At 52.3% G+C, this 13,962-nt stretch carries 12 protein-coding genes; all 12 read right to left on the reverse strand.

All coding sequences use genetic code 11. The annotated features are described in order from the left end of the window. Positions 1–50: 50 nt before the first annotated feature. Entirely contained in the window at positions 51–1,016 is a 966-nt protein-coding gene (dusB, locus tag H503_RS0100135) for a tRNA dihydrouridine synthase DusB (protein WP_009016043.1), read from the reverse strand. A gap of 64 nt (positions 1,017–1,080) precedes the next feature. After that, positions 1,081–1,857, reverse strand: a complete 777-nt coding sequence (locus H503_RS0100140; RefSeq protein ID WP_009016044.1) for a type III pantothenate kinase — start codon at positions 1,855–1,857, stop codon at positions 1,081–1,083. A gap of 208 nt (positions 1,858–2,065) precedes the next feature. After that, positions 2,066–3,061, reverse strand: coding sequence for a biotin--[acetyl-CoA-carboxylase] ligase (locus H503_RS0100145; protein WP_009016045.1), 996 nt, complete (start codon positions 3,059–3,061; stop codon positions 2,066–2,068). A gap of 72 nt (positions 3,062–3,133) precedes the next feature. After that, a complete protein-coding gene (gene ftsH, locus H503_RS0100150) occupies positions 3,134–5,074 on the reverse strand; it encodes an ATP-dependent zinc metalloprotease FtsH (RefSeq protein ID WP_009016046.1) in 1,941 nt (646 codons plus the stop codon). A 44-nt stretch (positions 5,075–5,118) separates the two neighbouring features. Continuing rightward, complete coding sequence (hpt, locus tag H503_RS0100155; RefSeq protein ID WP_014128304.1) at positions 5,119–5,658, reverse strand: hypoxanthine phosphoribosyltransferase; 540 nt, start codon at positions 5,656–5,658, stop codon at positions 5,119–5,121. After that, a complete protein-coding gene (tilS, locus tag H503_RS0100160; RefSeq protein ID WP_009016047.1) occupies positions 5,642–6,694 on the reverse strand; it encodes a tRNA lysidine(34) synthetase TilS in 1,053 nt (350 codons plus the stop codon). Before tilS ends, hpt begins: the two co-directional genes overlap by 17 nt. Positions 6,695–6,802: 108 nt before the next feature. Beyond that, positions 6,803–7,327: a S1 RNA-binding domain-containing protein gene (locus H503_RS0100170; RefSeq protein ID WP_014128302.1), complete on the reverse strand. Its 525-nt coding sequence runs from the start codon at positions 7,325–7,327 to the stop codon at positions 6,803–6,805. Between the two features lie 151 nt (positions 7,328–7,478). Next, positions 7,479–7,796 carry an FtsB family cell division protein gene (locus H503_RS0100175; RefSeq protein ID WP_014128301.1) on the reverse strand — a complete coding sequence of 106 codons (318 nt, stop codon included), beginning with the start codon at positions 7,794–7,796 and terminating at the stop codon, positions 7,479–7,481. A 72-nt stretch (positions 7,797–7,868) separates the two neighbouring features. After that, positions 7,869–8,144, reverse strand: a complete 276-nt coding sequence (locus H503_RS0100180; protein WP_009016050.1) for an HU family DNA-binding protein — start codon at positions 8,142–8,144, stop codon at positions 7,869–7,871. 99 nt (positions 8,145–8,243) lie between these two features. Next, a complete protein-coding gene (gene mazG, locus H503_RS0100185) occupies positions 8,244–9,038 on the reverse strand; it encodes a nucleoside triphosphate pyrophosphohydrolase (RefSeq protein WP_009016051.1) in 795 nt (264 codons plus the stop codon). Beyond that, the gene (locus tag H503_RS0100190; RefSeq protein ID WP_026385361.1) at positions 9,031–10,584 is read right to left on the reverse strand and encodes a putative polysaccharide biosynthesis protein; all 1,554 of its coding nucleotides are present in this window, start codon (positions 10,582–10,584) and stop codon (positions 9,031–9,033) included. Before H503_RS0100190 ends, mazG begins: the two co-directional genes overlap by 8 nt. A 14-nt stretch (positions 10,585–10,598) precedes the next feature. Further along, positions 10,599–13,880, reverse strand: coding sequence for a transcription-repair coupling factor (gene mfd / locus H503_RS0100195; protein WP_009016053.1), 3,282 nt, complete (start codon positions 13,878–13,880; stop codon positions 10,599–10,601). Between the last annotated feature and the right edge of the window lie 82 nt (positions 13,881–13,962).

Consider the following 13,962-nt stretch of genomic DNA (forward strand, 5'->3'; position numbering starts at 1 on the left):
CTAGAAATTTGTCATGACTAACTAAAAGGAAAAGAAAAAGTCCTGCCAGGTCATGCCTGCAGGAGCTTTTCTTCATATTCCCCAAGGACGGCAAGCAGTGCCTCCTCGGTCTGGGCCTGATTGATGGTATTGCGGTAATAGGCGCTGTGCGGCAGCCCTGTTAGGTACATGGCACCGTGGTGCCGCATTTCCCGGACGCCGACGCGCTCGCCTTTAAAAAGAATGAGGTCGTGGAGGTGGCGGCGAATCATGGCAAAGCGTTCCTGAACGGAAACAGGAGAAATCGCTTTTCCATGCAAAAGGGCCTTCACGTCCCGGAAGATCCAGGGATTGCCTTCGGCGCCACGAGCAATCATGACACCGTCGCAGCCCGTTTCTTCCTTCATGCGCAGAGCATCTTCGGCGTGGAAGATATCACCGTTGCCAAGGACGGGAATCCCGACACTTTCCTTGACGGCGCGGATGATGTCCCAATCTGCCTTTCCTTGGTAGAACTGGGCCCGCGTCCTGCCGTGGACACAAACAGCGCTGACGCCGGCCTTTTCTGCCATTTGGGCAATCACAGCGGCATTTTTATGGGCCTCATCCCAACCGGCCCGGAACTTAACCGTTACGGGGATCGAAACGGCGTCCACAAGGGCGGCGAGAATGGCATAGACCTTGTCCGGGTCCTTCATGAGAGCGGACCCTTCGCCATTTGAAACAATCTTATGGACGGGGCAGCCCATATTGACATCAATCATATCGGCGCCGCGTGATTCAACAATCTTTCCTGCGGCGGCAAGTTCCGACGGAACGGAACCAAAAAGCTGAATCGCCGTCGGATGCTCCTTGGGATCGATAGTGAGCATGGCAAAGGTCTTTTGATTCTTATATAAAAGGGCCTTGGCACTCACCATCTCAGATACCGTATAGTCCGCCCCATTTTCCCGGCAGATGACGCGAAAGGGCAGATCCGTCACTCCTGCCATGGGCGCCAGGACGACGGGGAAAGGGGGCATTTTGAAAGAAAACATACCTTCCTCCATGGATAAAAGAAGCGGCGTTTCCGCTTATGGAAAAACGCCGCCAGAACTTGCTCTATTGTTTGCGGTTCATCTTGTGAAGGATCAGGAGTCCTTCCAAGGTCAGGAACGGTTCGACGACGTCGACAAGTTCCGATTCGGAAGCCATGAGCTTGCCAAAGCCGCCCGTGACAACGACAAAGGCCTGCCCGCCCAATTCTTTTTTCATACGCGTAATGATGCCGTCCATTTGGCCAACAAAACCAAAGATGACACCGCTGCGCATGGCATGGATCGTATCATGGCAAATGGCCATTTTCGGTTTGATCAGTTCAATGCGGGGCAGCTTGGCCGCTTTTTGGAAAAGGGCTTCCGTTGAAATGCCAATGCCCGGAGCAATGGCACCACCCAGATATTCCCCATCAGGACGGAGGGCACAGAACGTCGTTGCCGTACCAAAGTCAATAATGATGAGGTTGCCTTTATCGCCATACATATGGTGGGCAGCCACCGCATTGACGATACGGTCCGCACCGATTTCATTGGGATGGTCATAGTCAAGCTTAAGGCCCGTGTTGCAGTTACTGGTAACAACAAAGGGCGTAATGCCGAAATAGCGTTTGCACATATTGCAGAGAGGCACCAGAAGGGGCGGAACAACGGTGGAAACGATGATGTCCTTGACGGCCTTCATATCGACACCGCCAGCCTGGAACATGCTGCCTAGGATAATGCCGAATTCATCGCTTGTCCGAGAACGGCTGCTGGACAGTCTCCAGTGAGCAATCCATTCCTTTCCGTCGTGCACGCCAACGACGATGTTTGTGTTGCCAATATCCATTACCATTAACATGAGATGAGTTTCCTCCTTGGAAAGTTGCGGGTTTTGATGGAATTGTGCATATGGCAGCAGGGGTCCTTCACGCCGTACCGCCTGCCGCATAAACGACTACATTATACCAAAGATAAGGAACTTTGCAAGAAGCGATTCAGTGCCTTGGCAAAAACATAGGCAAAAGCGGCGCCTTTCGGCACTTGCTTTGCCTATCATTGTTAACCTCTTATTGATACTTGCCCTTTCCTTGGGCGGGGCGAATGGAAACATCACCGGCTAGGACCCGCTCCACATGCCCATTTTCGCGGCGCACCAAAAGGGCCCCTTCTTCATCGATGTCCTCAGCTTTTCCTGTATAGGTCGTGTCCGGGGCGATGACCTTCACCATACGTCCCAAGGTCACGGAATAGCGGCGCCATTCATCGAGAATGGGGCCAAAGCCTTCCTTGAGGACCGTCTCATAGCAAGTCTCCAGATGATCGAGGACCTTAGCCAAGAGGGCCACCCGATCCGTTGGTTTTTCTGCCACATCATCGATGGAAACGGCAGACTCCCGAAGGGCTTCAGGGACCATGCTTTGGGGAACGCAGACGTTGATGCCGATGCCAACGACAAGATAGTTGATGTGACCAAATTCAGCACTCATTTCCGTCAGGATGCCTACAAGCTTGCGTCCTTCAAGCAGAATGTCATTCGGCCATTTGATTTCGGCCTTGACGCCGCACAATTCACGCACAGCGCGGACCACCGCAACGGCAGCAAGAAGGGTCATCTTGGGGGCTTCCTGAGGCAGGAAGGTTGGTTTTAGCAGCAGAGAGAACCAAAGTCCCTTTCCATAGGGACTGAACCAGCCCCGAGCCAGACGTCCTTTCCCTACGGACTGTTCCTCAGCCACGCAGACCGTCCCATCAGGAGCGCCCTGAAGAGCCATTTTCTTTAAGAGATCGTTCGTAGAGGGAATGACGTCTTCATAGGCCATGTTTCGGCCGATAAACCGTGTATGGAGATGGCGGGAAATTTCCTCGGGAAGGAGCTTATTCGGAACGCTCACGAGAACATAGCCCTTTTTGGTATAGGCCTCGATTCCATAGCCCATTTTCTTGAGGCTCTGGATATGTTTCCAGACCGCCGTTCTTGTAATGCCAAAGTGATTGGCCAGGTCCTGGCCCGATACGGGCTGGGGTGATTTTTCCCGCAGAAGGTTCAAGATTTCACTGCGCATGCATCATCTTCCTTTCTATCTGACCCGTAAAGGAAAAGGCGCCTGCGGCGCCTCTTCCCCTGTTTCCGTCTATCAACCAAGGGGCTGGGAATCATCCTTGGGAAGGGGGCCTTCCTGACGAGCAGAAGGAGGATTTCCTTCCGGCAGTGTCTCCCCTTCCAGCTTTACAGGATCCATTGGGGAGCCCTCCTTTGAGGACGCCACTTCCCCTTTTTCAAGGATCCGGCCATATTCCACAAGTTCCTTGATTTCATGCTCTTCCAAGGTTTCCCGCTCAATAAGCGCCTGAGCAATGAGGTGAAGTTTATCGATATTATCTTGCAGGAGCTTGACTGTCCCTTCATAGGCTTCATCAATGAAACGGCGGATTTCACCGTCGATTTCGGCAGCAATCTTTTCGCTGTACATATTTTCATGACCAATATCACGGCCCAGGAAAACTTGTTGCTGGCGATGGCCAAAGGTGACAGCGCCCAGACGTTCACTCATGCCATATTCACAGGTCATCTGGCGGGCCAGTTCTGTAGCGCGCTGCAAATCATTGCTAGCGCCGCTTGAAATCTCATGAAGGACGAGGGCTTCCGCCACGCGGCCGCCCAAAAGGACCTTCAGTTCATCCAAAAGCTCACTGCGCGTAGCATAATAACGGTCTTCTTTCGGAAGGCTCAGGGTATAGCCGCCAGCTCTTCCACGGGGAATGATCGTAACCTTGTGGACGGGATCCGTGTGATCTAGGAGCATACCCACCAAGGTGTGACCTCCTTCATGATAGGCCGTAAGGCGTTTTTCATTGTCGCTGATGACGCGGCTGCGTCGTTCCGGTCCCATCATGACCCGTTCCGCCGCTTCTTCCAGGTCACTCATGGTGATGGTCATCTGGTTATGACGGGCTGCAAGAAGGGCCCCTTCATTGACGAGGTTGGCAAGATCTGCGCCCGTAAAGCCCGGTGTACGGCGGGCCAAGACTTCCATATCGACATTGCTGTCGATGGGTTTGCCTTTGGCATGGACCTTAAGGATGGCAAGACGGCCCCGAATATCAGGACGGTCAACAACAATCTGACGGTCAAAACGGCCCGGACGGAGCAGAGCTGGATCAAGGATATCTGGACGGTTTGTGGCGGCAATCATGATGATGCCTTCATTGGCACCAAATCCATCCATCTCGACAAGGAGCTGGTTCAAGGTCTGTTCCCGCTCGTCGTGACCGCCGCCAAGGCCAGCCCCGCGCTGACGGCCGACCGCATCGATTTCATCGATGAAGACGATGCAGGGTGCGTTCTTCTTGGCTTGGTCAAAGAGGTCACGAACACGGGAAGCCCCGACCCCAACAAACATTTCAACAAAATCAGAACCAGAAATGCTAAAGAAAGGCACGCCCGCTTCCCCGGCAACAGCTTTTGCAAGGAGCGTCTTACCGGTACCAGGGGGCCCATACAGGAGGACACCCTTGGGAATCTTGGCCCCGAGCTGGTTATATTTCTGCGGGGCCTTGAGAAATTCCACCACTTCCCGCAGTTCCTGTTTGGCTTCGTCAGCACCGGCCACATCCCGGAAGAGGACGCGGCTCTTGCCGTCGCCATAGAGCTTTGCCTTGCTCTTGCCAAAGCTCATGACCCGGCTGCCGCCGCCCTGGGCATTGTTCATCATGAAGAACCACAGGACGACAATGACGATCATGGGCAGGACACTGGTAAGGATGCTGCTCCAGAAAGAAGGCTGGGGCGGCAGTTCGGCCTTGATTTCCACATCGCGGCTGCGCAACGTGTCAACCATCTTGTCATCGCGGGGTGCAACGGTCGTAAATTCGGAGCCATTCTTGAGTCTCCCCTTGATAACGGAATTATCGACGATGGTGACGCTCTGTACATCATCCTGCTGGACTTCCTTCATAAAATTGCTGTAGCTCATATCGTTCTTCGGAGCATTGGATGCATTGTAGTAATCATAGATCCAAAGGCCGAGGATAAAGACGAGCAGGTAGAAAAAAATGTTTCTAAAGAATCTTGTCACGGTATCCTCCTCTCCCAAAAGATCTGGGATCTTCTGGGATCTATTTATTTTTCATAGACGGAACGCTTCAGGATGCCAACATAAGGAAGCGTACGGTAATCTTCATTGTAATCAAGGCCAAAGCCGACAACAAATTCATCGGGAATGACAAAGCCGTAATAATCAGGCACCATTTTCACAAGGCGCCGTTCCTTTTTATCAAGCATGGCCGCAAGGCGAATACTCTTGCAGTTACGGGTTCTGAAAAGTTCACGGACGGCTTTTAGGGTCAGTCCGGAATCGACCACATCATCAACGATGAGGACGTTTTTTCCAGCAAGGTTCCGGGACGTATCGAACTGGATGTCGACCTTCCCCGACGTGGACGTCCCTGACCCGTAGGATGAAACTTTCAGGAAATCAATCTGAGTGGGAACGCTCAAATGCTGCGTCAGTTCCATCATAAAATAGGAAGCCCCTTTTAACAGGCCAATGACGAGGAGTTCTTCCCCTTCATAATCCTTGCTGATTTCTGCAGCCATTTCGGCAATGCGCGTCTTGAGGGTCTTTTCATCGATCAAGACTTTTTCAATATTGGGATGCATGTCTTTGTTTCTCCTTTATCTCCAGTTTCTTTTCCCTTTGAGCGGCCCGATCAGTTTCATGGCGTCCGGCCATCAGGCGACCGTTGATATAGATGAGCCGTACATGACCGGGTACGTCAAGGCTCTTTCCGCTGATCCCCTTTTCAATGAGCCGCAGGATCTTTTTCACATGATCAAATCCCAGTTCCTCTCCACCGACACCTTTGACCGCCAGACGGATGACGCGGCTTTTGATGGCCAGATCAAGCTTGTCAAAGGTCGGTCCTACATCGATATCGTAGGTTCCAAAGATGTTGCGGGAAAAGGAGTCCAGATATTTTTGAGCCATTTTTTCAAGATAAGCCTCATCACTTTGGGCTACAGCAGCCGCCTGCACGAGGGCTGCCTTGATACGGGGATTTTTAGTTGCAAGAAGAGGCAAAAGCTCCAAGCGGACCCAGTTGCGCAAAAGGGCAGGATTACCGTTTGTCGAATCCGTTCGGTACGAAAGCCCTTCTTCCTTGCAGTACGTTTCCATGTCCTTCCGGGTTGCAGCAAGAAAGGGTCTGGCAATGTATCCGTTGACAGGCAGCATGCCTCTAAGCCCCCGCGTTCCCGTCCCTCGGACAAGATTCATGAGAATGGTCTCGGCCTGATCATCTTCATGATGGGCTACAAAAATTCCTTGGGCCCCTACTTTTTTACGGTAGGTTTCAAGTGCCTCATAGCGCAGACGCCGGGCTGCATCTTCCAAGGAGAGGCCCTCTTTTTCCTTGAGGGCCTGGGGATCGATATCAAATTGGGTATAGGATAAGTCCCTATCCTTGCAGAAAGCTGAAACAAAACGGGCATCTTCATCGGCTTCTTCGCCCCGCAGATGATGGTGGACATGGGCCACAAGGACCGTCACGTCATCTTCTTCCGCGGCTTTTGCCATAATATCCGTAAGCGTCAGGGAATCGGCACCGCCCGAGCAGGCGGCAATGACGGTTCCTCCTTCTTGCCATAGGCGAGAAGTCCGAACCATATTCATCAGGCTCTCTTCGAGCACACTCATTTCATCACCTCAAAACCAAAGAAGGGGCTGTCAAATAAGAACAGCCCCTTGAAACCCGCAACCGCTTCATGCAGTAAGGATCTCGGGTCTTTATCCAGGAAGCGCCGTTCAGTCACCTCGACGGGCGCCGCGGCCTCCCCTTTTGGATTCCGTATTCCGTTTTAAGTCCAGGAGACGATCATCACTTTCCTTGAGGAAACGGGACAACTTATCCTCGAAGCTCATCGGTCCCTGCGGACGACCTGCACCACCTGGGCGGCCTTCGAACTTGCGTTCCCCGCTAAAACGTCTTTCTCCTGGTTTTCTATCACCATGATGTTCACCCGGTTTGCGGCCTTCGAATTTACGGCCTTCAAACTTCCTGCCTTCCCCGCCATGTTCATTTTTCTGTTCCGCAGGGGGCATCAGGGCCTTCATGGACAGACCAATCTTACCTTTTTCATCAATAGAGACGACCTTGACCGTCACCTTCTGTTTCACCGTCAGGAAGTCATGCACGTCCTTGACAAAGACATTGGAGACCTCAGAGATGTGAATCAATCCTACTTTGTTTTCAGGGAGCTCCACAAACGCTCCAAAATTCGTGATACCGGTAACAATGCCGTCAACGACTGCACCTTTTTCCAAAGCCATAAGTCAAAGAAATCCTCCTTTAGGGTTGTGTTACGTTAACCATTATACCGTTGTTTGGAAAGTTCCGTCAAGTCCCTTTCTTCCTATGCTTGAGGCCTTCCTTCCCGTTAGGAAGCAAAAAAAGAAGGCCCCCATCCGTAAGCGGGCCCCCCTATTTTTTCTTTTCATCCACGATGAAGAGCGGAACTTCATTTTTCCCCACCATGTTATGTTCATCGCGGGCAACCTTTTCTACATATTTGGGATCATGGAGATTGCTGCGTTCTTCTTCCAAACGTTCATTGTCCTTTTCGATGGCCTTGATCTTTTCACTGCTCTTGACGGTCTCCTTGCGGACAAGGTAAAGGTCATAGGCTTGTTTTCCAAGCTGGTACAGAGAAATGACAGCAATCAGGATAATGACCAGTCCCAGCCCCCGAAGAGCCAATTCCTTGGCACTTTTCAGCTTTTTCCGTTTGCCTTCAGACATGGTGATGTCTCCCCTCGCGATTCCATACAAAAACGAGCCCGATACCAATCGGCATCGGGCAATCATGCAAAATTATTTGTTGACGGCGTCTTTGAAAGCTTTGCCAGCCTTGAAAGCAGGAACAGTAGCCTTCTTGATTTTGATGGTTTCGCCGGTGCGAGGATTCTTGCCGTTGCGAGCTTTGCGTACCCGAGCTTCGAAGGTACCGAAGCCAATCAGCTGAACCTTGTCTTTTTGAGCAATGGCTTCTTTAACGGTATCAATAAATGCGTTTACAGCCTTTTCTGCGTCTTTTTTAGGCATAGCAGTCTTGGACGCAACTTCAGAGATTAATTCACTTTTGTTCATAAGTAAGTCCTCCTCAATACTGATTGCGCCTTTCGGCGCTTTGGCTACCGTTATGGTATCACAAACAGTATGAAAATGCACGCTTTTTTTTGGAAAAAGCTAGATTTTTTCCCGTTTTACCGACTTCCAAAGCAAAATCATCTCGTCAAGGGATAAATTTTCCCATTTTTTATTTTTTTCGGAAAGAATTTCTTCCATTTTCCGAAAGCGTTTTTCATATTTGACATTGGCTCGGTGAAGGGCTGTCTCCGGTTCAAGTCCCAGTTTCCTTGCATAGACGGAGAGGGCAAAAAACAGATCTCCCAATTCCTCTTCTACATGGTCCTTATTTTTGGACAAAATAGCTTCTTTCAATTCGTTTTCTTCCTCTTTGACCTTCTCATAAGCGCAATCTGCATCGGGCCAGTCAAATCCTCTGCGGCTAGACCGTTCACTGAGCTTATAGGCCCGCATCAGGCTCGGCAGGTCTCGGGCAATGCCATCAAGGGCACTTTTGCGTTCCTTTTTCTCTTCTGCTTTGAGGGCATCCCAATTCTTGAGAAGCTCCTCCGCGCTTCCGACCGTAACCGTACCATAAACATGGGGATGACGGTGGATGAGTTTCCGGGACACATCCGTAATGACGTCCTGCATCGTAAAGGCCCCCACTTCTTCTGCCAGACGGGCATGGAAGACCACCTGAAAAAGGACATCCCCCAACTCTTCCCGGATGCCTTTTACATCGCCATCATCGATGGCTTCAAGGAGCTCATAGACTTCTTCCACAAGTTCCCGGCGCATACTCTTATGATCCTGGGCCTGATCCCAAGGACAGCCTCCAGGGCTGCGCAGCGTCCGTACGACATCCATAAGCGGTGTCAGGTCCATGACACCCTCTTCTTTTTTCTTATCCATGGTGTCTCCTTTTCTTTTTAAGCACGTGGAAGGGAACCTCTCTCAAAACCAGAAGCAGGAGCCCGTAAAAGAGGGCACCGGCATCAACGGCTCCCAAGGTGCTCGTTACGAGACCCAGCTTCACCAGTAGGGTCCTATTTACCCAAAGGACGGCGCCGCCCATCAAAAGGGACGCCAATAGAGCGCGCAGAAACGTCTTTACGGGCAAGACAATCCTTTCCAGTCGGTAGGCGGCCGCAAGATTCATCATGGCGGAAAGGGCAAGACCGAGGTCCGTTGCCAAAGCGGCGCCGATAACATTCCAACGAGGCTGTGCGGCAAGGACCCAAAGAACCCCAACCTTGACGGCAAGGCCAAGGAACATGTTCACCATCGGGATCTTAGGCCGTCCCAGTCCCTGCAGGATGGCGGCAGTCACCTGATGCAGGCCCAGGAAAAAGACGGACGGGGCCAGAGCGGAAACAACGGGGCCTGCTGCTTTCATTCCATAAAGAACCTGGGAAACGGGCGTCCCTAACAGGTACATACCCACGGCCGCGGGAAAGGTAAAAAGAATGAGGATGCGCAGTGCCGTACGGGCCTTGTTCCGTACAGCGTCACAGTCGCCCAGGGCATGCGCTTCCGAAATGGCAGGCACCGTTGACCAGGCAAGGGAATTGGTCGGAATGGTTCCCATATTGACAAGAGGCATGGCCATTCCTGTAAGATAGCCCAAAGCCGTCGTCGAAGCCGCCACCGTAAAGCCAGCTGCAAGAAGACGGTCCGGCACGAGGATGATTTCCACAAGACCAACAAGGGGAATCATCAGGGTAGAAAGGGTCACAGGAAGCGCGAGGCTGACCAGTTCACGGAGGATAAAAGGCACCGAAATGGGTTCCTTAAGGGTCAAGTCCCTGCCCTCCCGCTTCCAGGCATGCTGCTGGCGCCGGTAGCAGAAAAGAAGGAAGAGCAGCCCAATCAGGGCCCCCGGAGCTGCTCCAAAAATAGCCCCGCCTGCCGCCATGGCAAGGCCCTTCGGGAGCAGCCACACCGAAAGGACCAGCATAAAGGCGACGCGGAAGAATTGTTCCAAAATCTGGGAAAGTGCCGTAGGCCGCATTTCCTGAAAGCCCTGGAAATAGCCCCGCAACCCTGCAAGGGGCACGGTCAAAAACAGGGCAGGCACGCAAAATAGCATGGGGACGAAGGCCCGTTCATCCTTGATGAGACCCGCTGAAAATAGGCAGGGGATCAGGCCATAGGCGGCAAGGCTTACGGCAAGACCCAAAAAGACCAGGAAAGGAAAAGACACCGTGACGACGCGACGCACACTTCCCCACTCCTTTTGGGCCGCATAACGGGCCACGATCAAGCTCATGGCGGCAGGGATACCTGCCGCGACAATGCCCACAAGAAGATTATATAAGGGATAAGCGAGTTGATAGAGTCCGATTCCTTCCCCGCCCAACAGGCGGGACAAAAAGATCCGGTTTACGGAAGCGAGGATTTTGACCATAAGTCCTGCTGCCGTCAGGATCAGGGTTCCTTTTACAAAGCGATCGGCCATAGGGTTCCTCCTTGTCAGTTCAGCAGGCGGGGCAGGTTCTTTTCGAGAAAAGTCAGGGCGTCGCTGACAGGGCCTGTTGTCCGCAAAACGAGCTGAGGCACGGGGTTAAGGCTGAAAGTAAGACGCGGCACATATTCCTTCACAAGGTCACGAATGACATCGGGATTGGCCTTGCTGTGCGGGTTGAAGCGAATCGTCAGGGAACCGGGGCGTGCGGTGACGGCATCCACTACAAGGTCTCGGCACAGGGCCCGGATGGCAGCCACCCGCCACAGCGTCACGAGTTCCTTGGGCGGGGTTCCGAAACGGTCGATGATTTCATCCATGAAATCCTCCCGTTCTTCATACTTCATGCTGCCAAGACGGCGGTAGATTTCTAGTTTGTAGCGCGGGTTGTCGATGAAGTCATCCGGGATGTACGCATCAAGCTTCATATTGATGGTAGGGTCGTGAAGGACCTCTTCCGGACTCTTGCCTTCCTGGAGAGCTTTGATTGTGTCTTCCAGCAGGCGGCAGTAAAGAGCAAACCCTACACCGGCAATCTGGCCATGCTGCTCTGCCCCGAGAAGGTTCCCCGCGCCGCGGATCTCAAGGTCCCGCATGGCAATCTTGAAGCCAGCGCCAAGTTCCGTAAAATCGCGGATGGCCTGAAGGCGTTTTTGCGAGACTTCAGACAGGGCCTTATCCTTTTTATAAAGAAAATACGCATAGGCAAGGCGCGAAGAGCGTCCCACCCGTCCTCGCATCTGATAAAGCTGGGAAAGGCCAAAGTTTTCGGCCCCATCGATGATGATTGTATTGGCAAGGGGCACATCAAGTCCATTCTCGATGATGGTCGTTGAAAGCAGGACATCATAGTCCCCTTGGTAAAAGCCGACCATGACTTCTTCCAGTTCATCTTCCGTCATGCGGCCATGGGCTACACCAATAGACAGACCAGGAATCATTTCCCGCAGACGGTGGGCAATGCGGTCCAAGGCCTCAATCCGGTTATGGACATAGTAGATGCGGCCGCCACGGCGGATCTCCCGTTCAATGGCTTCTTTAACCATGCCATCATCGTATTCTGCCACATAGGTTTCTACTGGCAATCGGTCTTCCGGAGGTGATTCGATGACGCTCATATCCCGTCCCTTTACCAAGGCCAAATGGAGGGTCCGCGGAATAGGCGTTGCCGACAGGGTAAGGACATCGATGCCAGAACTCCACTGCTTGATTTTTTCCTTCTGGGCCACACCAAAACGCTGTTCCTCATCGATGATGAGAAGGCCCAGGTCCTTGAAGTGGACATCGGGCTGAATCAGGCGATGGGTGCCGATAACAATGTCAAGATCCCCTTTTGCAAGCTTATCCAGTGTATCCTTCTGCTCCTTACGGCTGCGGAAGCGACTCAGCATTTCAATTCTTACACCAAAGGCATCCATGCGGTTTTGAAAGGTGATGAGATGCTGCTGGGCAAGAACCGTCGTCGGGGCCATGACAGCCACCTGCTTGCCGTCCATGACCGCTTTGAAAGCTGCCCGGATGGCAACTTCCGTCTTGCCGTATCCCACGTCGCCGCACAAAAGACGCTCCATGGGAACAGGCTTTTCCATATCAGCCTTGATTTCTTGGATGGCTTTAAGCTGATCTGGCGTTTCCTCAAAAGGAAAACGGTCCTCAAATTCTTTCTGCCAAGGCGTATCCGGGGCAAAAGCATGTCCCGGCGTAATCTTTCGCTGGGCATAAAGGCGCAGGAGCTCCGAAGCAAGGATGGTGATAGCTTTTTGGGCCTTTTTCTTGGCTTTTTGCCAATCAGAGCGGCCCATACGGGATAAGCGTGGCGGCGTTCCTTCGCTGCCGATGTATTTATGGAGGAGCCCTACCTGTTCAACAGGCACATGAAGTTTGTCACCCTGGGCATATTGGAGCTTAAGGTAATCCCGATGGATGCCATCTATAACAATGGTCTCGACCCCTAAATAGCGGCCTATGCCCTGTGTATCATGGACGACATAGTCGCCTGCCTTGATATCCGTAAAATAAGTCAAGGCGGGACCGGCACCGCGAATTTTTTTCTTCTGCCGCCGCTCTTTGCGGGAACCGAAGATATCGGCTTCCGTTAGCAGGAGCCAGTTCTCATCCCAGAAATGAAATCCATGGGACAGGCCACCCTCAAAGACGGCTCCTCCCTTTTCCGGGATGAGGCTGCCTTTTTGGACAAAGGTCATGGGGAGCCCTTCATTTTGAAGATGTTGGGCCGTCCCAAACGCTTTGTCCCGGGTTCCCATCATGATGAGGGGATGGATGCCTTCTTTGATCCATCCTTTGAGATCCTTGATGAGAAGATCCCAGCTGCGGTTATAAGGCGCCGCAGCGCGCACCTTGATGGCAAGTCTGGGATAGGCCTGATAAAGGGGCTGGGAAAGGGCGCTCACAACAAGGAGATGACTCTTTTGGGAGCGCTCCAGCAGTTCCTTTTCCGAAAACAGCTGATCCTTGAATTCCCGGTTGTCAAGATAGGATTTCTTGGCTTCCTCAAAAAACGCGGAAGCTTCATCAAGGACAAGAAGCTGGTCAGGCGATACGTAATCAAGCAAGCTGGATTCCGCTTCCTTTTCGCCAGAAGCAATGGGCATGATATCAACCTTTGTGAGGCCGCCGATGCTGCGCTGGTCCTCCAAGGAAAAACGGCGGATGGCGTCGATGGTTTCATCAAACCATTCAATCCGGACCGGATCCTTGGCATTAATGGGAAAAATGTCAAGGATGTCACCGCGAACGGAAAATTGGCCCAAGGTTTCGACTTGATCCGTGCGTTCATATCCCTCTTTAACTAGGCGCTCTATGAGCTTGTCACGATTTTTTTCATCCCCATGGGTCAAGGTGATGCTGTCCCGCAGAAGGCCATCAGGCCTTGGCAGTTTCTGGATGGCAGCTTCTGCCGTGACAAAGATGATGGCGGCTTCTTTTTTGAGAATCATCTCAAGGGCAGCTGCCCGTTCTGCCATGACCTCTTCATTGCGTGTATCGATTTCACCATGGATGAGTCCAAGCGGATAAAGTTCACGCATGGCCTGATCCGGATAGAACGGGGTCAGTTCACGGCGCAAAAGACGCACGTCTTCCCTTCGAGGGGTCAGGATGATCAACGGATCCGAGGCCTTACCAAAGGTTTGAAGAGCGCACAAAAAGCCGGCTTTGATGGATCCTGACAGGCCGGTCACTGTCAAAGGGCCTGAGGCCTTTTGCCAAGCTTGGATTCCTTCTTTTGTTGTCTTTTCCCGCCCTAATAGGCGGATCAATTCATTCATCATGTTTGCTATCCATTTCCTACACAAAACAAGGAATCAAAACAAAGCGGGGCCGCACCGCATGACAGGGTCATGAGATGCCGCT

The sequence above is a fragment of the Acidaminococcus intestini DSM 21505 genome (assembly GCF_000425045.1).
Taxonomy (GTDB): domain Bacteria; phylum Bacillota; class Negativicutes; order Acidaminococcales; family Acidaminococcaceae; genus Acidaminococcus; species Acidaminococcus intestini.